Origin of the sequence: Marinomonas sp. UCMA 3892 (assembly GCF_012726345.1) — a bacterium.
Taxonomy (GTDB): Bacteria; Pseudomonadota; Gammaproteobacteria; order Pseudomonadales; family Marinomonadaceae; genus Marinomonas.
The window spans coordinates 346094-365516 of the sequence record NZ_PTXN01000001.1 but is presented as its reverse complement, the minus strand read 5'-3'; the positions used below and the strand labels follow the sequence as shown (position 1 = coordinate 365516).

Below are 19423 nucleotides of genomic sequence, written 5' to 3'. Positions count from 1 at the left end.
TGATTATTCCAATACGTTTAAATAACCATTACTACCAATAGCGTAATAACGATTACCTGAACCAAACGCCAGAGCTAAAACACTAGCGCCACTCGGTCTACTCTTGGGAGTAAAAATCTCCCACTCCTTTTGAACGACACCAGTACTGACTTGAACCAAAGATACTCGACTATTCACTTCACCAATAAGAATGGATCTGTCATCTTTTGAAAAAACCGCCTGACTAATGGTGACGTTGCGGTACTTAAGAGCTCCGGTGTCGATATTGGTAAGCTCTTTGCCTGTTCTAGTAGACCAAATTTTTGCATTTCCTAGTTGAGCTGCACCAAACGCATATTTACCATCAGCGGATAAAGCTACACTAGCAATGTCATTACTTAGGGGCCATTGATATTTCTTTTCACCCGTTTGCATATCCCACAAGATGACATTAGAAGAATCATCACCTGTAACACCCAGCATTCCATCTGGCGTCACATCGACAGCACGAACGGTTGAACCTGTTCGTAACGTTTGCTTAATACCGCCACGCTTAATATCAAAAAAACGAGCAGTCTGGTCATTTAGACCAACTAGAGCATAATCACCGTTCTGGGTAAGCTTTAGAGATTGAATGTCACCTGGAGTCGCCCAGAAGGCATCAGATTTACCTGTTGTGGTATTCCATAGAACTAACGAGCGAGCGCCGCCAGTTGCTGCAAACTGTCCGCTTGGGTCAATATCGACACCAAGCAATGATGAATACTCACCTTTAGCATGATTCCAGTTAAAACGACGTTCATTGACGGCATTCACCCAAAAACTACCACCATGCTGAATAGAACCAACTAAAGCAGTGGTGCCGTCATCACTCAGAACGGCAGAAAACAAACCCTGCACAGCATATTGAGCAGTTCGAACTGGTGCTTCTGCTGAGCAAGATAATAAAGCTGCAGAACAGAAAGCAATTAAACCAAGCTCAAACGCTTTTTTCACTGTGCGCTTCATGTAATTCCTTAATCAACTGATCTTCATACTGGAATCGTTCTGCCATTACAATAGCCAAAGCCTGCAAGGAAAAAGGCAAGGCCTCAAGCTGAGCGTTACAATGCTCTTTAGTGTCATATTTGTCGTTAAATTCAATAGCTACTTCCGTTGTGCTATCAATAAGAGGCAATAATTCGCGCAATAAAATAACCGCACCATCATCATGAAACTCTTTCGCCTCTAAGGCTAACTGTTCATAGACTGTAAAGTGGCCCGCAGAAACATAATCCACCAGCTGCTCACAAAACAATTGAATCTTAGGTGTATCCATCGGCGTAAGTTCACCGCGCTCACGCAAATAAATCCCCATTTCAAGCAGTTGTCGACGCTGCTCTAACCAACGATCGATAATGACGTGCACTCCGCCCCATCGCTCTTGGGCTGTTTTACAACCTTCTAACATATGCAGACTCCATTAGGCGTTAATTATTATTAATCTTTGTCTCAAGCATATTCCGATATGTTACCCCCTGCAAGACGATAACTTGAGGGATTTGTAACCTTTTTAGAGAACTTTATATAATTACTGTGCCTGTAAAATTTTGTTTAAACAGGCACAAATGTCTCGTTTATACAGATATTTTTTTGTTAGCTCGCAATGCGATAACGATATTAATGATCGCCATGCCAATAAAAGCAACCAATGTCCAACCAGGAATACTAATGCCTAAAAATGTCCAAACCACATCACCACATTCACCAGTTCCCATCACCATAGCTTGCATAATTTCTTGCCATGGAAAGACCTCGAACATATAACTTAATCCCGGCAAACAAGCAGGCAATTCGTCCATTGGTAAGCTTTGCAAATATAAATGACGGATTGCTAAAGCAGCGCCGGCAAAAGATAAAACAACCACCAACCAAGAAAATATTTTCCGCGCTTTTTCATTCGCAGTTAAAGCAGAGATCAAGGACACCACACCGACACAGAAAAACACAATACGCTGCAACATACATAAAGGACAGGGCTCTAACCCCATTTGATATTCCATATAAAAAGCTACAGCTAAAAGCGCAAAAGCTGCGAATGCAACTAAACCATGAAAACGACGAGCAGTTAAGAACGTGAACATAGATAAAGATTCCTAAACGGACATTTTTAATTGAATAATGTCACTTACGACAACAGTAAAACAGTAAAGTGCGAAATTACTACTGACAGCAAGCTTTAATGGCAGTTAGTATACTGTCTATTGGAATGAATACGAGAACCTAACATGTCATTGATGATATCCTTATGCCGTAAATTACGTCTATTTACTCTAATCTTACTATGTGGCCTTACAGGTATCACAAGTTATGCCGCAGACGATGCAGCTCCAGCTGCCGCTTATATAGAGCTGAAACCCACTTTTGTCGTCAATCATCTTGGCGACGATGCCCGACTCAAATATATAAAAACCAGTATTAGTATTCGTACTGACGAGTCAAAAAAAGACTTGATTGAAGCTAACATGCCTTTAGTCAGAGACGCATTAGTGATGTTTCTTAGCTCTCGCACCACAGAGCAAGTTACTGGGGCAATCGCCCGTGAAAAAACACGCGAAGAAGCCGCCATTGCAGTAAATGGCGCTTTAAAAGAAGAGACTGGATTAGAACCGGTAAAAGATATTTTATTCGCTAGTTTTGTCACCCAATAAGCGAATTCATACTCGTTTATTGCGGAATGAATCGAGCCAACAAAAATGCCCCTTGTTAAATACTTAACCAAGGGGCATTTTTAAATACTCTTCTCTTACTTAGAATTTAGAGCTCTTTAATATCATCCGGATCCACATATCCTGCCAGCTTATCCGTTGCTTCATTATTAAAAAACTTGTCCATCTGTTCCATCACATATTTACGTGATTCAGACTGCATCAAATTCAATTGTTTTTCATTAATTAACATCGTCTGTAGATGTTGCCATTCTTGCCAAGCTTGCTTAGAAACGTTTTGTAGAATCTCTTGGCCTTTCGCTCCGGGCAATGGTGCGCGATCTAACGCCTCCATCTCTTTCTGAAACTTTTTACAAAAAACCGTATTCGCCATAAGGATCTCTCGCCATTATCAATGTATAGGGGGAATAATGGCGCTCGTACCACAAAATTCAACCCCATCCTCCTTAAAGATAAGGGGACGGAACAAAATGCCTTAGCTCCTCCCCCAGCCAAAGATGAGACTATGAGGGTTGGAAGGAGGTCAAAAACTCCGAGCTAACCCAATCGCAATAAACGCCAAAATCAACATAAAAATGGAAGGTCGTTTATAGATTAACCATACAAAGCCCAACACCACAATGACGCAATCCATCCAGCTAAGCAAACTCGATGTACCAATCGGATAATATAAGGCAGCTAACAAAATCCCAACCACTGCTGCGTTCAAGCTCGCCACAGCTGAACGAAACAGAACGTAATGAGACAAACGTTGCCACGCAGCCTGCGCACTTAGCATCAACAATAGACCAGACAGAAATACAGCTAAGGTAGTTACACCAGCCCACAACCAAATATTGTCACCTTTTGGAGTCACCGAGGCACCTAAATAACTCGCCATGGTAAACATAGGACCCGGAACCGCTTGGGCTGCGGCGTAACCTAAAAGCAAATTCGATTCTCCAATCACAGCTAGCGTAGGGTCTACAAAAGATTCTGGAGTAAGTACAAACGCCGACAACATTGGCAGTACCACATGCCCGCCACCAAACACCAAAGCTCCCGCTCGATAAAAGTTTGCGAACAAACCGCTCAATCCGCCATCTAGAAAAAAACTAACAATAAAGCCCACAACAGCAATGACAAAAAAACACCATGCAAAATGCACTTTAGGCAAAGGCTCAGAAGTAGTTGGAACAATAGAAGGCCTTGCTAACATACCAAAAAACACAGCAATAAGCAGAACCGTCAAACTAGCAAATCCAGAAGGCGACAAGATAATAAACGCCGCACTGAATAACGCCAGCCCAGCCATCATTTTACTCTGGCAAAAAGACCGCCACATGCTGATACAAGCATCTGCGACCACGACAACCGCTAAAAGCTTTAAAGCATGAACTGAAGCATCAAAAAAGATATTACCTTGCCAGTGATTACCAAATTGTGCGAGCAATACCATGACAACAAAAGACGGCAAGGTGAACGCTACAAAGGCTGCGACCGCACCGAGTAAACCTGCTCGATGGTAACCCAGAGCAAAACCAACTTGACTAGAGCCTGGTCCCGGTACGATCTGACTAAGCGCTACCCATTGAGCATACTGGGTTTCACTCGCCCATTGTTTGTGTTTAATAAAGGTTTGGTTGAAGTAACCAAGGTGAGCAGCAGGCCCGCCAAAACTAGTAAAACCTAACAACAAGAAAGAGACAAATACCTCTACTACGCGTTTAAAATATGAGAGGTTTTTATCTACCATCATATGAATGATCTCGAGCTAATTATTCAATTGTTCCAAAATACTTCTCACTGGCGCAGGCAACCCTTGCGCCATAGCATCTTGTTGACTGAACCATTGGTATTTCTCACCTTCCATTACCAACTTTGTGTCGGCAATTTGAATTTGGCTTGGCGAAATATCCAAATGATAATGACTAAAAGTATGTCTAAAAGGTGACAGAGGTGTTACAGCTTCGACTTGCGTAGCAAATCGCTGCTCAATATGCAGTACCACAGATTCATCGAAAGCAAGTTCTGGCAAACTCCATAGTCCACCCCAAATCCCAGTAGAAGGACGCTTCTCTAATAACCATTGCCCTTGTTGATTCATCAACACCAGCAACTGAATACTCTTCTCAGGCTTAGCCGATTTTTTCGGCTTACGAATGGGGAATTGCGTCGGATCTTGAGTAAGACGAGCTTGGCAGTCATCCTGCAGCGGACAAAGCAAACATTGCGGTTTAGAGCGAGTACAAAGTGTCGCGCCTAAATCCATCATAGCTTGCGTGTAATCGCCACAACGCTCGTTCGGCATATAACACTCAGCTAACTCCCACATAGCATTTTCGGTTTTTTTATCGCCGGGCCAAGTTGGCACTGCATGGAAGCGCGCCAAAACGCGCTTTACATTGCCATCTAAAATCGCCGCCTGAACACCGCGAGAAATAGATAAAATCGCCGCTGCAGTAGAACGACCAATGCCCGGTAATTCACAAACACCTTCAACTGTCTGTGGGAACTCACTGTCGAACTCATCCACCAGCATTTTTGCCGCTTTGTGCATATTGCGCGCCCGAGCGTAATAACCTAACCCACTCCAATGCGCTAATACGTCGTCTTGCTCGGCCTCAGCTAACGCCTCAACAGTTGGGAAAGATGTCATAAATTTGAGGTAATAGGGAATGACGGTTGTCACTTGCGTTTGCTGCAACATGATTTCAGAAATCCATACACGATAAGGTGTTTTATTCTCTTGCCAAGGCAAGCTTTTACGCCCGTGCTCATCAAACCACGCTAGAACACGAGGCGCAAAATTTTCAACTGGTTGCATTTATTTCTCACGTTACATTTTTAAACAGTGCTTAAGTCCGTCAGTTATTAGAACAAACTCTTTAATTTATCTTTCAGTTTATCTTTAAGCCTTTCTTCTTCTGCTTTGCGTTTTTCTTCCAGCTCAGCTTTCAAACGTGCTTTTTCAGCTTCAGCTTTAACCTTTAGACGCGCTTTTTCAGCATCCACTTTAAGTTTCAGTTCATCTTCTGCTAAATCAGCAAATAACTTCCCGAAGCCTTTTATATCAGGACGACATAAACCAGCAGGATCATCACTAAATTGCCCCTTACAGACTATAGGGAATGCTAACTTAGTCACTTTCTCATTGACGTGACAGGCTTTATCTAATTCGCTACCCGCAATTCCCACATTGGCTTGATAATCTAAAGACGAATTTGGCAATGACACCACACCATCACCCGTCACTTGAATACCCGCAGAGCTTATTTTTAAACCTGGAGTCGATACTCTGCCATTAACAATATGAGCAGGAAATCGCATGGTTTCAAATGGGGTATCAGGGCCAAACTGTTGCTCGTCAATTTTTTCTTTACGGACAGCTGCAATGCCTTCGCATACTGTTTTTGTTAAGTTTGTGCCAACCAGTGCGCCCTTTTTAATGTCTATTAACAAGTCACCCTGTAGCGACGACATAAGATCATCCACACTGTTACCTTTCGCTTTTAGTTCACCATTTAGGTAAGTGGCTCCGGCAATTTTATTCATGTCCATAAAATCGACAAGCAAAGGCTGAATTTGCACACCATCAATAGCCGGTGAAATATTAAACACTGGGGTGATACCCCTTACATCCAAACTGGCTTTTGAAGACACACTACCTTTATATAGATAAGCTCGTAGTGGAGAGATTTTTACCAGACCATTAGACTGAGTGGAATCCAGTTCAATTTTATCAATTTTTAGTTTTTTGGCAGTAAGGTTTTCGAATACCACGCCAACATGGCCATTTAAAGAACGAATCAAATCTATTGGTATCAGGTCACCTGATTCTGTTTTAGCTGCAATATCTACATCGGTTATTGCTTCAACTTTTCCGTCTTTGCCTTTTTCTACTGGCGTTGGCAAATAGCGATCTAAATCTAGATTTTTCCCGGCAACACTGACATCCCAACGCAAAGGCGATAAATCCACCACGGCGTTAGCTTCAATATTGGTGTCATCCATCGTAATAGAAATTGGCTGCGCGGTAATAGAATCTAAACTGCCTTCTAATGTGACATTAGCTCGCGCTTTGGTCATAGCGGTGTCATCAGACATTTCAGGCAGAGGTAAATTTAAACGCGTCATTAAATAGCGCGGATTAAACTCCCCTACTGTTAACACAGCTGAAAACTGAGGTTCGCTCAATACTTGATACGCTTGAATTTTCGCATCAACATTTACACCTAACACACTTAACGCTAAACCTTCTGCCAAAACATTTTCTTGAGGCAAATCCACATCCACATTTGCCGCACTAAGCTTGGCACTGATTGGACTGGTGGGTAACAACTCACTTTCTATATCGGCAGATAGCACCAAAGAATCTAACGATAAAGCTTCGCGCTCAGGAAATACCGCAAGGTTGGCATTCAATGTCGCTTTCGCTTTGACAGGCGATTTACCTTGCAAATCACTTTGAGTCACCGCGATGTCCATCACCATTGGCCACGCCTTGTCCCATTGCACATCATTTAGTTGCACGTTTAAAGTCGCGTTTATCAGTTGTTTAGTTTGTTCATCACGGTATTGAACCTGCGCGTTTTCAATACGCAGCTCATCTAGCTGAATATCAGGCAGCTTGAGTTTTTCGACAGTGTCATTCGCAGAAGTACTGGAAGCAGTACTCGCTGTGGTAGCTGGAATAGAAGAGCTTGCTGCAGGCGTACTGTCCGGTAAGTCTAGTTGCCAATTACCTTGGCCTTGAGCATTTTTATTCAAACTGGCTTTTAGGTTCACCAAATTGACTTTATCAACCTGAATTTTTTGCTTTAGCAAAGGCAAAATCGCCAAGCCAAATTCGGCACGATCAAATTGTAAAATTTCAGGATCCGAGCCTATAGAAACACCAATATCTTCTAAGCCCAATCCCAACCAAGGAAAAAACGACCAACTGATGTCCCCATCGAGGCGCAAGTTAACGTTAGCTTTTTCCAAAGCAACGCTTTTTAGCTCGTCTTTGAAATCATTTGGATTTACAAACAGCATAATGTAGGCCAATAAGATGGCAAGAATGGCTACTAGTCCAGCCAGAAATAGTGAAAGTCGCTTTATCCAAACCATGACAAACTCCTTAATAAATTGCCCCCTCCGAACCTCCCCCTTAAACAAGGAAAGGAGCAAAAGTTCACTTCCCCTTTTTTAAGAGGAGAGCTAGGGTGGGGTTACTATTCTAAAATATCGTCATATCATAGCATTCGAATTAGGAGTTTATCGACGCAATAGAGACAACTCATCAAAAAACACCTAGACAAAGCATAGAAGCTAAAGAGCCCACGTTCTATAATGGGGAACTTATGTCTGCTCTTATATAAAAACGTGACGACTCTTCGTCACCACCACTGTGGAGAAAACAATCAATGGCCGATCGCATTGCCAGTGTCGAGCGTAATACGCTTGAAACTCAGATCAAGGTGTCGATTAACTTAGACGGTACCGGTAAATTCAATTGCGTCACAGGTGTTCCTTTCCTTGACCATATGCTTGAGCAAGTAGCACGTCATGGTCTGATTGACTTGGACATTCACGCAGTTGGCGACCTTCACATTGACGCTCACCACACAGTTGAAGATTTGGGCATCACCTTAGGGCAAGCCTTTGATATTGCCGTTGGCGATAAAAAAGGCATCAAACGTTACGGCCACGCCTATGTTCCACTAGATGAGGCTTTGTCTCGTGTAGTGATCGACTTTTCTGGTCGTCCTGGTTTGGAAATGCACGTTCCGTTTGCTCGCGCATCGGTTGGCGGCTTTGATGTGGATTTATTTTCTGAGTTCTTCCACGGCTTTATCAACCACGCCAAAGTTACTCTGCATTTGGATAACCTACGTGGCAAGAATACTCACCACCAAGCCGAAACTATTTTTAAAGCTTTTGGTCGTGCCTTGCGCATGGCGTTAGAAGCAGACGAACGCATGGCAGGACAAATGCCTTCTACCAAAGGTTCTTTGTAGGATTCTCTTTGTATGAGTGACATGAAAAAATCCACCGTCGCGGTGATCGATTACGGCATGGGCAACCTTCACTCGGTTGCCAAAGCCCTTGAACACGTTGCTGATGAAAATACTTCCATCCTTGTTACCAGCGACCCTGCGGTAATTGATGCAGCTGATCGCGTATTGCTACCTGGCGTTGGTGCTATTCGCGACTGTATCGGCGAAATGCACAATGCGGGATTGGTGCCTAGCATCCGTAAAGCTATGGCTGAAAAACCCTTTCTTGCGATTTGTGTCGGCATTCAATCTTTAATGTCTCACAGTGAAGAGAACGGTGGCGTAGACTGCTTAAATCACTTTCAAGGCAATGCCCTATTCTTTGGTGAGAAGCACACAGATCATGATGGCAGTAAACTTAAAGTGCCGCACATGGGCTGGAATCAGGTTAAACATACTATTAACCATCCGCTTTGGGCGAATATTCCCGACAACGCGCGCTTTTATTTCGTACACAGTTTTTATGTTGTGCCAGAAAACAAAAGCGAAGTGGCTGGTACTTGTGACTATGGTTTGGAGTTCTGTGTTGCTCTTGCCCGCGATAATGTTTTTGCCGTGCAGTTCCACCCAGAAAAAAGTCATAAAGATGGCCTTCAGCTTTATAAAAACTTCCTTAACTGGGATGGCAAGCCATAACAGCAACCTTAAGTTTGTATAGATAGCAGTACTTTAGATTTTAGGAGCGCCATTTATGGGCTTAGCAAAACGTATTATTCCTTGCCTTGATGTGGACAACGGCCGCGTTGTAAAAGGCGTTCAGTTTGTCGATATTCGTGACGCTGGGGATCCAGTTGAAGTGGCAAAACGTTACAACGAGCAAGGCGCTGATGAGATTACTTTTCTAGACATCACCGCCAGCTCAGATGATCGCGAAACTACCGTTCATATGGTTGAAGCCATTGCCAGCCAAGTGTTTATTCCTCTAACCGTTGGCGGAGGCATTCGCACCTGCGAAGACATTCGTCGCATGTTGAACGCGGGCGCAGACAAAGTCGGCATTAACACCGCAGCTGTGTTTAACCCTGAATTTGTTCGTGAAGCCGCTCAACGCTTTGGTTCCCAATGTATCGTTGTTGCCATTGATGCCAAAAAAGTCAGTGCGGAAGGTGAACCAGACAAATGGGAAATTTTCACCCATGGCGGTCGCAAACCAACCGGACTAGACGCCGTTGAATGGGCCAAGAAAATGGTGGAATACGGCGCAGGAGAAATCCTGCTAACCAGTATGGACCGTGATGGTACTAAAAACGGTTTTGATCTTGGCGTCACCCGAGCAATCAGTGAAGCGGTTCATGTCCCTGTTATTGCTTCTGGTGGTGTTGGTAATTTGGATCATCTGGTCGATGGTGTCATTGAAGGCAAGGCGGATGCCGTATTGGCAGCCAGCATTTTCCACTTTGGCGAATACAGCATCCAAGAAGCCAAGCAACGCATGACTGATGCTGGCATCGAGATGCGCCTTTAATCCATTCCTCTAGGAAAAATTGACGGCCTAAAGGCCGATCTACAAGTGATTTGATTTTTGTAGGTCGTGCTTTAGCGCGTCAAGTTTTTTGGTTTGGTGTCATTAGACTTTTGACGGCCTGAAGGCCGATCTACAGGTGATTGGATTTTTGTAGGCCGTGATTCAGGGTTTGTTTAGGTCGTGCTTTAGCGCGTCAAGGGTTTTGGTTTGGTGTCATTAGACTATTGACGTCCTGAAGGCCGACTTACAGGTGATTGGATTTTTGTAGGCCGTGTTTTTTGTCGTGCCCTTGCGCGACAAATTTCTTATATATATGTTCTAGAAGTCAGCATTTTTTGTGCATAGGGTATCTGTTGCTTGCTGCGAATAAGCTCTGCCGAGTACAATCCCTGAAATTCAATTTTGCCTTATTCAATAGAAGGAAGACTTCTTGACCACCTTAACCGATGCTTTGCAAGCGTTGGCAGCCCATTGCCAACAAGCTGAGACGACTTCTGCATTAACCTTTCATCGTGGCGTGGAACGAGAAGCTCTACGAGTTGATCGTACACAAGGCCATATTTCGCATAAGCCTCACCCTAAAGCATTGGGCTCGGCACTGACTCACAGCTCTATTACGACGGATTATTCTGAATCTTTGATGGAGTTTATTACAGGTGTTCACCCAAGTGTTGAGGGTGTTATCCAAGAGCTAGAAGACATTCATAATTTGGTCAACCACGAACTGTACAAACAAGATGAATGCTTATGGCCGGCCAGTATGCCTTGCTATTTAGCGGGCAACGAAGATGTTCCAATTGCGTATTACGGTGAATCAAACACTGGCAAGCTTAAACGTGTTTACCGGGAAGGCTTGTCGAATCGCTATGGTCGTATCATGCAATGTATTGCTGGCATGCATTACAACTTCTCTTTTGATAAAGACTTTTGGGCTTTTTTAGAAAACTATAAAGGCAAATCCAATCTTTCTGTAGCTGAAAAACAAGCATTTCAATCCGATAGCTATTTTGCTTTGATCCGTAACTTCCGTCGCGGCTCTTGGATGTTGTCTTTATTGTTTGGTGCATCACCCGCTATCGATGAAAGCTTTTTACCTAAAAAACCTGATAGTCTGACTGCGCTTGAGAAAAACACTTGGTTTGGCCCTAAAGCGACCTCCCTTCGCATGAGCGATTTGGGTTATCAAAACAAGGCCCAAGCGGATTTGTATGTTTGTTATAACGAAGTTGAAACCTACATTAGTACGATCAAAAAAGCGCTCCAAACACCCTATCAGCGCTATCAGGATATTGGTGTAAAAGTAGACGGCCAATATCGCCAGCTTAACAGCAATTTATTGCAGATTGAAAACGAATATTACAGTGATATTCGCCCTAAACGCGTTACCCAACCTGGCGAACACCCAAGTGCAGCACTGCATGCAAGAGGCGTTGAATACATTGAAGTGCGTATTATGGATCTCGATCCAAGTTCTTCTATTGGCATGCAGTCTTCGACCTTGTATTTCATTGATGTCTTCCTGCTTTACTGCATGTTACGCGGTGATGAGCATTTGGGCAGTGCAGAATGCAGCCAACTACGTAAGATGCAGCAAGAAATTGCCTCCCATGGTCGCGATCTTGATATGGACTTTGATTTTGGACAAGGCCCAACTAAACTGCGCACCAAGGCCGAAGACATGCTGAATGCACTGACAGAAGTCGCTGAATTTTTATCCTCTAAAACAGGCAATCCTGCCTATCAACAAGCGGTAGAGATTCAAAGAGAAAAACTTAGCAACGAGGCCCTATTGCCTTCTGCACAGCTACTTGAACGCAGTAAAGCACAACAAGGTTATCAAAATGCCATGTTGGCGCTATCGAAAGAACAGCAAACAGAATGGATGTCTCGTCCGTTATCCGAAGAACTGACCCGCGAGTTTATGGAAAAAGCAGAACGCTCGTTACGTGATCAAGAAGCCATTGAAGCAGCTGATGAAGTGGACTTTGATACCTTCCTCGCGGCTTATTTGACACCGCAATGAGTTTAGCGCTGGTATAAATACCCGACCTACAGGTGATTGGTTTTTTGTAGTCGTGATTCATGGTTTGTGTAGGTCGTGATTTTTTGTAGGTCGTGCTTTAGCGCGTCAAGAAACTTTTGTAAAGGTAGGATGCTTTTTGACGGCCTGAAGGCCGACCTACAGGTAATTTGGTTTTTTGTAGGTCGTGATTCAGGGCTTGTGTAGGTCGTGATTTTTTGTAGGTCGTGCTTTAGCGCGTCAAGGGGCTTTTGTAAAGGTCGAATGCTTTTTGACAGCCTGAAGGCCGACCTACAGGTGATTGTTTTTTGTAGGTCGTGATCAGGGCTTGTGTAGGTCGTGCTTTAGCGCGTCAAGGGGCTTTGGTAAAGGCCAGATGCTTTTTGACAGCCTAAAGGCCGGCCTACAAGATGGTTGGAAGTCGTTTAACGACAACTTCCTTCGCAAAAAAGATGGGCTACAAAAATGCCAATCATAAAAACTATTATGCGTTTGGCGAAACTGGTATAACTTCAAGGTTATCAAGCACCAACCATTCAGCCAGTTTAGTGCGTAAATCATCAACACCGTCACCGCTCAAAGAAGAAAAAGTCTGTACTGACCCATCAACGCCAAGTGTTTTGATAACCTTCTGCACAGCCAACATGGTGGATTTTGCAGGTCCACGTTTTAGCTTGTCAGACTTGGTTAACAACACATGAACTTTCATGCGGTTAGATTTTGCCCAATCCAACATCATTTCATCAAACTCTTTTAATGGATGGCGGATGTCCATTACCAAAACAACACCAGCTAAAGAGCGACGATTCATCAGGTAATCTTGCATGTGTGCTTGCCAGACTTTTTTCATGGCAATAGGCACTTTAGCGAATCCGTAACCTGGAAGGTCAATTAGACGACGATCATCAACATTCAATCCAAAACAGTTAATCAACTGAGTTCGACCTGGCGTTTTTGAGGTACGCGCCAATTTCTTTTGATTCGTAAGAGTATTTAGCGCTGTAGATTTACCAGCATTTGAGCGACCTGCAAATGCAACCTCAACACCTTGGTCTAAAGGACATTGAGAAAGTTTCTCAGCACTCTTAATAAAGTGCGCGGATTGAAAAGTGGAGTCAAAAGGGGTCATAAGTTGATATTCGTCAATAGATTCAGATTTGCATTCAGGTTTGTTTCAATTGCTGTATATAATGCCAGCAAACGCAAAAATATGCCATGTTAAACTCGATAAGCCACCTTAATCTAGGTAAATGAACACAATTGAGACAAGGATTTACAAAACACGACAAATAACAGCCAGACAATAGGCGTCATAGGTGTAAGTTTTATGTAAACTTACTGGAAAATTAGAACCTTAAGCCTTTGATGGAATCGTATTCTGTTGTAATTCTGTGCATGATGTAAGAATGCTTTTGTAAATTAACATGACTATAAAATACGATTAGGAGTAATCCATGATAAAGCTGTTTTCAGCGCTGATACTTTCCCTACTTATCCCACTAACTGCTGCTGCCGCTGAATACAGTGACGGTAATGGTTATACAACTATAAAAACGCCAGTTCGTACTAGTGACCCCAGTAAAATCGAAGTTACTGAGATTTTTTGGTACGGCTGTCCACATTGCTACAAACTAGAACCTATCACTCAAGCTTGGAAAAAAAACCTACCTAGCGATGTTGATTTCAAATTCTTACCAGCAGTATTCGGTCGTGGTTGGTTAGCGCATGCAAAAGCCTTCTATGTCGCCGATCTACTTGGTATAGAAGATAAAATTCGTGCAGATCTTTTTAATGCTATTCATGTTGAACACCGTAATCTAAACTCTGAAGACGCACTTGCCGCTTTCTTTTCAAACTATGGTGTTAGTGAAGATGAATTTCATAAGCAATTTAATTCTTTTGCTGTGAATAGCCGCCTTAGCCAAGCCGATGCAAAAATACGTGCCTACGGCGCTCGCGGTGTACCAGGAATAATCGTAAACGGTAAATACTTGGTAAGCGCTGAAACTGCAAATGGCAATGAAAATATCTACAAGGTTGTTGATTTTCTTATCGAAAAAGAACGTCAAAAATAATAATGAGGCGATATGACGGAATCATCGAGTGACAAACTGATAGAAGCGTTACGTAAAGCAGTTTCCAGAACCAGTATGCTAGCTGAAGGGAATGACCCAGAACTTGATTCCGTCGTTCGCCAAATTCGCCAAGTTATAACCAAAGGGGCAAATGCCCAAGAAATACAAGATGTACTTAATAATGCAGAACCACTGCTAATCAAAAGTGATGAAGCTCAAAGCAGCCGAGCTAAACAGGTTAGAAGTACGTTACAAGAACTTATCGATCTGCTTGAAAAACAGGACAGTAAAAGAGTTCCTCAGAACGAGAAAAAAGAACTTGAAGCCCAAATACGCCTACACTGGCAAACTCCATCTAAATGGCCTCACCTCTTAAAAGGCTTTTTGGCGTTGGCTGAGAAAACATTGACTCAAATAGAGTCTGGTCAACCTAAAAGCTCACTTTTTAGACGTTTTTTCAATCGAGATCTAGAAACGAAGTCACAAAAAAATGATCAAGAAATCATGATTCAAATTAGCCACACACTTGCTGGGCTCATGAATAACTTATCATTACCGAGCCATTACGACGAAGACATTGTCGACTTAAAAAAAGCACTTTTAGGCAACGACAATCTCCAACAACTTCCTGGACTGCTTGATGAAGTTATCAACTTAATCATGATTGCCATCGGCAGAACACAAGAAAGTCTGACTAACTATCTTAATCAGTTAAATAAGCAACTTGCCAGTATCAACGAATCCATCTCCAGCAGCTATCACTCACAGAAGTCACTATCTGTGAGTCGCGAAGGTTTTAACAACAAGCTACAAAAACAAGTCACAGACACATCTCAAGCAGTTCAGAGCGCCAACGATTTAGATAGCCTAAAAGCACTCATTAACGATAGGCTGTTGACTATTTCAAGCACCATGACCGAATACAAGACGCAAATGGTAGAGCAGGAAAAATACGCTAACCAATCCATCACCTTGCTTAAAAATAAAGTAACACGAATGGAAAAAGATACCGTATCGCTACGCTCGCTGCTACAAGAAAAACTCGCTCAAGCAATGACAGATTCATTGACAGATCTACCAAACCGAACCGCTTACCAAGACGCAATTTTGCCCTTGTGCAAAATCATGCAAAAAACTCAAAAATCGATTTGCTTATCGGTCTGCGATATCGACCACTTTAAAAAAGTAAATGATACTTGGGGGCACCTTGCTGGTGATAAAGTATTACGCCTCGTACCAAAGCAAATACGTAGTGCTCTATTAAAAGAAGACCTTATGTTTCGTTACGGTGGCGAAGAATTTGTTATCGCGTTTCCAGAAACGACTCTGGAACAAGCTGTCGAACGTGCTGAAGCTATTCGACTTGCCGTGGCCAAAACGCCATTCAATATGCAAGGTGAGCCAGTATCGATTTCCATATCTATTGGTATCGCAGAACTTCAAGCACAAGAAAACCCAGAATCTTTATTCGCTAGAGCAGACAAACAACTCTATATGGCTAAAGAAGCAGGGCGAAATAGAGTTATGGCAAATAAATAGTTTAGGTAAAGCAGTACCAGAGCTTTGCTGTCGCGGTTACAATAACCACTTACATTGAACGCAACACTTTCAAACATCGATAAAGCGATTAAATAAAGCTTTTCAATAAGGCTATCAAATTAAGAAAAGGGCGAGCGATGCCGCCACTAGGATGAAGTAGTTTATGCAAGACGATCAGAAAAAAACCACCGACTTTGGCTTCAAAGAAATCCCAACTGATGAAAAAGTAAAAGCCGTCGCACAAGTTTTTCATTCCGTAGCCGCCAAATACGACATTATGAATGATTTGATGTCCGGTGGTATTCATCGTCTATGGAAGCGACACACTATTAGCCAATCAGGCGTTCGTGCTGGCAACTGCGTATTAGATATTGCAGGTGGTACTGGCGATTTGACGGTTAAATTTTCCCGCCTTGTTGGTAGCGAAGGTCAAGTTATTCTAGCGGACATTAATGACTCCATGCTGAAAGTTGGTCGTGACAAACTGGCCAATCAAGGTATTGTTGGTAACGTGAAGTTTGTTCAAGCCAATGCCGAAGCTCTTCCCTTTCCTGACGATACTTTCGACTGTATCACTATTGCCTTTGGCTTGCGCAACGTAACAGATAAATCCAAAGCGCTTGCTTCTATGTACCGTGTTCTGAAGCCAGGCGGCCGTTTATTAGTGCTGGAATTTTCTAAACCAGAATCCGAGCTTTTATCACAAGTCTATGACCAATATTCTTTCCGTCTACTGCCAGCCATGGGCAAATTAATTGCGAATGATGCTGACAGCTACCGCTATCTTGCGGAATCCATTCGCATGCACCCAGACCAAGAAACGCTAAAAGGTATGATGGACGAAGTAGGATTTGAACGTACTAGCTACCAAAATTTAACAGGCGGCATCGTTGCGCTTCATAAAGGATTTAAATTCTAGCCATGTTGATCAGTACTTTTCGTTTACTGCGCATACTCTATACAGTAATGCGCTTTCGTCTTGATGTGTTTATTCCTTTCGCTCTTTTGCCTTGGTATATACGCTACACGCTTGGCCCTATTTGCGCCATTGGTCGTCAACGTGCCAGCCAAAATAAAGGCGAACGTCTTCGCTTAGCATTAGAATCTCTTGGTCCTATTTTTGTTAAATTCGGACAAATATTATCAACACGCCGAGATTTACTAGACGATGATATCGCCGACGAACTAGCAAAGCTGCAAGACAAAGTGCCAGCTTTTCCCGGTCATATTGCTCAAGCTATTATTGAAAGAGATTTAAAAGCACCGGTTTCTGAACTGTTCGCTGAGTTTTCGGCAACGCCTTTGGCCTCTGCTTCTATTGCGCAAGTTCATACTGCTAAATTGCATTCTGGCGAAGACGTGGTTGTTAAGGTCATTCGCCCACATATTGAAAAGACCATAAGCAAAGACATAAACCTGCTTTATACCTTAGCGCATCTTGTTGCCAATTTAAGCGCCGACGGTCGTCGATTAAGACCTGTCGAAGTGGTAACAGATTATGAATACACTATTCTTGATGAACTGGATCTTGCCAAAGAAGCAGCCAACACAGGCTTATTACAGCGCAATTTTACCCATTCCGAATTACTGTATGTGCCACAGGTCTACTGGGATTATAGCCATCGTAATGTCATGGTCATGGAACGTATCTCTGGCATTCCTGTAGCCGACATTGCAGCACTCAATAAAGCTAATGTCGACATGAAGTGCTTAGCAGAACGCGGTGTGGAAATCTTTTTCACCCAAGTTTTCTCGCACAGTTTTTTCCATGCCGACATGCATCCAGGCAATATCTTTGTAGATGTCACTAATCCACAGAAACCCAAATATATCGCTATTGACTGCGCTATTATGGGCAGCCTAGATGACGCGGATAAAAGCTACTTAGCACGCAATCTATTGGCTTTTTTCCAGCGTGATTATCGCTTAGTGGCAGAACTTCATGTGGAAAGTGGCTGGGTTCCTAAAGGCACACCGGTACATGCCTTTGAGTCTGCTATTCGCAGTGTGTGTGAACCTATGTTTGCGAAACCGCTGAAAGACATTTCTTTTGGACAAGTACTGATTGGTTTATTCCAAACCGCACGTCGCTTTAATATGGAAGTGCAGCCACAGCTAGTTTTATTGGAAAAAACTCTACTCAATATTGAAGGTTTGGGCCGCCAGCTTTATCCGGACTTGGACTTATGGGTGACGGCTAAGCCATTCCTTGAACGCTGGATGCGAGAACAAATGGGGCCAAAACGCGTGATGGAAGAAGTCCGCAAACAAGCTCCGCAGTGGGCTGGTCAATTACCACAAATTCCTAATTTGATTTTTACTGCATTATCACAAATGTCGCACCAGGAAGAACGCATGCAGGCGCAGACCGAAGCGATTGATCAATTAGGTAAAGAATTAAAAAAAGGCCGACAAAATACGCCTTTTCGATTACTTGGCCTACTAAGCTTAGGGGCGGCTTGGATTATTACTGATCCTGTATCTTTAACACATATAAAAGACGCCGATTTAACCAGTTTTGGACTGGTTTTAGTAGGAATCTACCTACTTGTCTTAAAACCGTAACATTTGAGAGACTATAATGAAATCCGATGTATTGGCTGAATTAGCGGCCACACTAGAACAACGTAAAACCGCAGCAGCAGACTCTTCTTATGTTGCTAGTCTACACGCAAAGGGATTAAATAAGATCCTTGAGAAAGTAGGCGAAGAAAGCATTGAAACTATTATTGCAGCGAAAGACGCGGTAATCTCAGGTGATAAATCCGATTTGATTTATGAAACTGCAGACCTATGGTTTCACACACTTGTCATGTTATCTCATTTAGATATTGGCCCAGATGCTATACTTGATGAACTAGCACGCAGATTTAACTTGTCTGGCTTAGACGAAAAAGCCAGTCGTACCAAATAAGCAGTAGGAGTAATTTATGTTAGGTGGAATCAGTATTTGGCAATTACTAATTGTTTTAGCCATTTTAGTACTTATTTTTGGCACCAAAAAGCTTAAAAACCTTGGCTCTGACCTAGGCGGGGCTGTTAAAGGCTTTAAAGAAGCCGTCGACAAAGACACGGAAGCCGAAGACGGAAAAACCGCCCAGCATAAAGTAATTGATGCTGACGTTAAAAAAGATGACAAGAGCGCCTAATCTGTGTTCGACATTGGCTTTTCTGAACTCCTTGTTGTTTTCGTAGTTGGTCTTTTAATTCTTGGCCCTGAACGTTTGCCTCATGCTGCAAAAACGGCAGGGCTATGGATTCGTAAAATTCGCCGCAGCATTAATTCAGTGCAAAGAGAAATTAATGCTCAACTGGATCATGAAGAGCTGCAACAGAAAATTAACGAAACCAATCAGCGCCTTCTAAAAGAAGGTCAGGCGATTCAAAATACCATTACGCCCTACCCTGAAGGATACGACACTAAAAAGGATGCGCCTGAGACGATAGAGTCTTCTGAGCAGCCTAAAGTTGCAGAAGTAGATGCCGTAGCAGTTGAAAAAGAAGCGCTACCTATTGTGGCCGCTGAATCTGCAACCACGGATAAACTAGACTCAACCCAGGCACAACTAGCAGACAAAGTCGAAAAAACGCCCGAAACGACTGCTTCTCGAACCTAA

20 protein-coding genes are annotated in these 19423 nt (G+C 43.0%); 12 read left to right on the top strand and 8 right to left on the bottom strand.

All coding sequences use genetic code 11. The features are described 5' to 3' along the window. Nucleotides 1-3 precede the first annotated feature (3 nt). The 3 genes from B6N13_RS01860 to B6N13_RS01850 form a co-directional block, all read right to left on the bottom strand. Nucleotides 4-987 (bottom strand): hypothetical protein, encoded by a 984-nt coding sequence (locus B6N13_RS01860; protein WP_169458272.1) that lies wholly within the window; start codon nucleotides 985-987, stop codon nucleotides 4-6. After that, the gene (locus B6N13_RS01855; protein WP_011978589.1) at nucleotides 959-1429 is read right to left on the bottom strand and encodes an Rsd/AlgQ family anti-sigma factor; all 471 of its coding nucleotides are present in this window, start codon (nucleotides 1427-1429) and stop codon (nucleotides 959-961) included. Before B6N13_RS01855 ends, B6N13_RS01860 begins: the two co-directional genes overlap by 29 nt. Nucleotides 1430-1595: 166 nt before the next feature. Next, nucleotides 1596-2102: a disulfide bond formation protein B gene (locus B6N13_RS01850; protein ID WP_169458271.1), complete on the bottom strand. Its 507-nt coding sequence runs from the start codon at nucleotides 2100-2102 to the stop codon at nucleotides 1596-1598. 144 nt (nucleotides 2103-2246) lie between these two features. Here B6N13_RS01850 and B6N13_RS01845 point away from each other — a divergent pair, with 144 nt between their 5' ends. Then, nucleotides 2247-2669 (top strand): flagellar basal body-associated FliL family protein, encoded by a 423-nt coding sequence (locus tag B6N13_RS01845; protein ID WP_011978587.1) that lies wholly within the window; start codon nucleotides 2247-2249, stop codon nucleotides 2667-2669. Nucleotides 2670-2775: 106 nt separating this feature from the next. Here B6N13_RS01845 and B6N13_RS01840 read toward each other — a convergent pair whose 3' ends face one another. The 4 genes from B6N13_RS01840 to B6N13_RS01825 all read right to left on the bottom strand — a co-directional run bounded on the left by B6N13_RS01840 (nucleotide 2776) and on the right by B6N13_RS01825 (nucleotide 7778). Beyond that, entirely contained in the window at nucleotides 2776-3060 is a 285-nt protein-coding gene (locus tag B6N13_RS01840; RefSeq protein WP_011978586.1) for an oxidative damage protection protein, read from the bottom strand. 150 nt (nucleotides 3061-3210) lie between these two features. Further along, a complete protein-coding gene (chrA, locus tag B6N13_RS01835) occupies nucleotides 3211-4425 on the bottom strand; it encodes a chromate efflux transporter (RefSeq protein WP_169458270.1) in 1215 nt (404 codons plus the stop codon). Nucleotides 4426-4440: 15 nt separating this feature from the next. Continuing rightward, entirely contained in the window at nucleotides 4441-5493 is a 1053-nt protein-coding gene (gene mutY / locus B6N13_RS01830; RefSeq protein WP_169458269.1) for an A/G-specific adenine glycosylase, read from the bottom strand. Between the two features lie 47 nt (nucleotides 5494-5540). Next, complete coding sequence (locus B6N13_RS01825; protein ID WP_169458268.1) at nucleotides 5541-7778, bottom strand: AsmA family protein; 2238 nt, start codon at nucleotides 7776-7778, stop codon at nucleotides 5541-5543. A 296-nt stretch (nucleotides 7779-8074) separates the two neighbouring features. Between B6N13_RS01825 and hisB the strand changes: the two genes are divergently transcribed. From hisB to gshA, 4 genes are all read left to right on the top strand, one after another. Continuing rightward, on the top strand, nucleotides 8075-8668 hold the full coding sequence (gene hisB / locus B6N13_RS01820) for an imidazoleglycerol-phosphate dehydratase HisB (protein WP_011978582.1): 594 nt from the start codon (nucleotides 8075-8077) through the stop codon (nucleotides 8666-8668). A 12-nt stretch (nucleotides 8669-8680) separates the two neighbouring features. After that, nucleotides 8681-9343 (top strand): imidazole glycerol phosphate synthase subunit HisH, encoded by a 663-nt coding sequence (hisH, locus tag B6N13_RS01815; RefSeq protein WP_169458267.1) that lies wholly within the window; start codon nucleotides 8681-8683, stop codon nucleotides 9341-9343. Between the two features lie 55 nt (nucleotides 9344-9398). Next, nucleotides 9399-10172 (top strand): imidazole glycerol phosphate synthase subunit HisF, encoded by a 774-nt coding sequence (gene hisF / locus B6N13_RS01810; RefSeq protein WP_011978580.1) that lies wholly within the window; start codon nucleotides 9399-9401, stop codon nucleotides 10170-10172. Nucleotides 10173-10602: 430 nt separating this feature from the next. After that, entirely contained in the window at nucleotides 10603-12195 is a 1593-nt protein-coding gene (gene gshA / locus B6N13_RS01805; RefSeq protein WP_169458266.1) for a glutamate--cysteine ligase, read from the top strand. Nucleotides 12196-12676: 481 nt separating this feature from the next. Here gshA and yihA read toward each other — a convergent pair whose 3' ends face one another. Next, the gene (gene yihA, locus B6N13_RS01800) at nucleotides 12677-13321 is read right to left on the bottom strand and encodes a ribosome biogenesis GTP-binding protein YihA/YsxC (RefSeq protein ID WP_169458265.1); all 645 of its coding nucleotides are present in this window, start codon (nucleotides 13319-13321) and stop codon (nucleotides 12677-12679) included. A gap of 325 nt (nucleotides 13322-13646) precedes the next feature. Here yihA and B6N13_RS01795 point away from each other — a divergent pair, with 325 nt between their 5' ends. From B6N13_RS01795 to tatB, 7 genes are all read left to right on the top strand, one after another. Continuing rightward, nucleotides 13647-14267: a thiol:disulfide interchange protein DsbA/DsbL gene (locus tag B6N13_RS01795; protein ID WP_011978577.1), complete on the top strand. Its 621-nt coding sequence runs from the start codon at nucleotides 13647-13649 to the stop codon at nucleotides 14265-14267. A 12-nt stretch (nucleotides 14268-14279) separates the two neighbouring features. Continuing rightward, the gene (locus tag B6N13_RS01790; RefSeq protein WP_169458264.1) at nucleotides 14280-15806 is read left to right on the top strand and encodes a GGDEF domain-containing protein; all 1527 of its coding nucleotides are present in this window, start codon (nucleotides 14280-14282) and stop codon (nucleotides 15804-15806) included. Nucleotides 15807-15969: 163 nt separating this feature from the next. Beyond that, nucleotides 15970-16725 carry a bifunctional demethylmenaquinone methyltransferase/2-methoxy-6-polyprenyl-1,4-benzoquinol methylase UbiE gene (ubiE, locus tag B6N13_RS01785; protein ID WP_011978575.1) on the top strand — a complete coding sequence of 252 codons (756 nt, stop codon included), beginning with the start codon at nucleotides 15970-15972 and terminating at the stop codon, nucleotides 16723-16725. Nucleotides 16726-16727: 2 nt separating this feature from the next. After that, a complete protein-coding gene (gene ubiB / locus B6N13_RS01780; protein WP_169458263.1) occupies nucleotides 16728-18371 on the top strand; it encodes a ubiquinone biosynthesis regulatory protein kinase UbiB in 1644 nt (547 codons plus the stop codon). A gap of 16 nt (nucleotides 18372-18387) precedes the next feature. Next, a complete protein-coding gene (locus B6N13_RS01775) occupies nucleotides 18388-18720 on the top strand; it encodes a phosphoribosyl-ATP diphosphatase (protein ID WP_011978573.1) in 333 nt (110 codons plus the stop codon). Between the two features lie 16 nt (nucleotides 18721-18736). Then, nucleotides 18737-18955 (top strand): Sec-independent protein translocase subunit TatA, encoded by a 219-nt coding sequence (tatA, locus tag B6N13_RS01770; RefSeq protein WP_011978572.1) that lies wholly within the window; start codon nucleotides 18737-18739, stop codon nucleotides 18953-18955. Between the two features lie 3 nt (nucleotides 18956-18958). Beyond that, nucleotides 18959-19423 (top strand): Sec-independent protein translocase protein TatB, encoded by a 465-nt coding sequence (gene tatB / locus B6N13_RS23265; protein WP_348981513.1) that lies wholly within the window; start codon nucleotides 18959-18961, stop codon nucleotides 19421-19423.

Bases quoted from the DNA above. Each gene is read 5' to 3' on its own strand.
- B6N13_RS01860 (WP_169458272.1), bottom strand. From the start codon at position 987: ATGAAGCGCACAGTGAAAAAAGCGTTTGAGCTTGGTTTAATTGCTTTC.
- B6N13_RS01855 (WP_011978589.1), bottom strand. From the start codon at position 1,429: ATGTTAGAAGGTTGTAAAACAGCCCAAGAGCGATGGGGCGGAGTGCAC.
- B6N13_RS01850 (WP_169458271.1), bottom strand. From the start codon at position 2,102: ATGTTCACGTTCTTAACTGCTCGTCGTTTTCATGGTTTAGTTGCATTC.
- B6N13_RS01845 (WP_011978587.1), top strand. From the start codon at position 2,247: ATGTCATTGATGATATCCTTATGCCGTAAATTACGTCTATTTACTCTA.
- B6N13_RS01840 (WP_011978586.1), bottom strand. From the start codon at position 3,060: ATGGCGAATACGGTTTTTTGTAAAAAGTTTCAGAAAGAGATGGAGGCG.
- chrA (WP_169458270.1), bottom strand. From the start codon at position 4,425: ATGATGGTAGATAAAAACCTCTCATATTTTAAACGCGTAGTAGAGGTA.
- mutY (WP_169458269.1), bottom strand. From the start codon at position 5,493: ATGCAACCAGTTGAAAATTTTGCGCCTCGTGTTCTAGCGTGGTTTGAT.
- B6N13_RS01825 (WP_169458268.1), bottom strand. From the start codon at position 7,778: ATGGTTTGGATAAAGCGACTTTCACTATTTCTGGCTGGACTAGTAGCC.
- hisB (WP_011978582.1), top strand. From the start codon at position 8,075: ATGGCCGATCGCATTGCCAGTGTCGAGCGTAATACGCTTGAAACTCAG.
- hisH (WP_169458267.1), top strand. From the start codon at position 8,681: ATGAGTGACATGAAAAAATCCACCGTCGCGGTGATCGATTACGGCATG.
- hisF (WP_011978580.1), top strand. From the start codon at position 9,399: ATGGGCTTAGCAAAACGTATTATTCCTTGCCTTGATGTGGACAACGGC.
- yihA (WP_169458265.1), bottom strand. From the start codon at position 13,321: ATGACCCCTTTTGACTCCACTTTTCAATCCGCGCACTTTATTAAGAGT.
- B6N13_RS01795 (WP_011978577.1), top strand. From the start codon at position 13,647: ATGATAAAGCTGTTTTCAGCGCTGATACTTTCCCTACTTATCCCACTA.
- B6N13_RS01790 (WP_169458264.1), top strand. From the start codon at position 14,280: ATGACGGAATCATCGAGTGACAAACTGATAGAAGCGTTACGTAAAGCA.
- ubiE (WP_011978575.1), top strand. From the start codon at position 15,970: ATGCAAGACGATCAGAAAAAAACCACCGACTTTGGCTTCAAAGAAATC.
- ubiB (WP_169458263.1), top strand. From the start codon at position 16,728: ATGTTGATCAGTACTTTTCGTTTACTGCGCATACTCTATACAGTAATG.
- B6N13_RS01775 (WP_011978573.1), top strand. From the start codon at position 18,388: ATGAAATCCGATGTATTGGCTGAATTAGCGGCCACACTAGAACAACGT.
- tatA (WP_011978572.1), top strand. From the start codon at position 18,737: ATGTTAGGTGGAATCAGTATTTGGCAATTACTAATTGTTTTAGCCATT.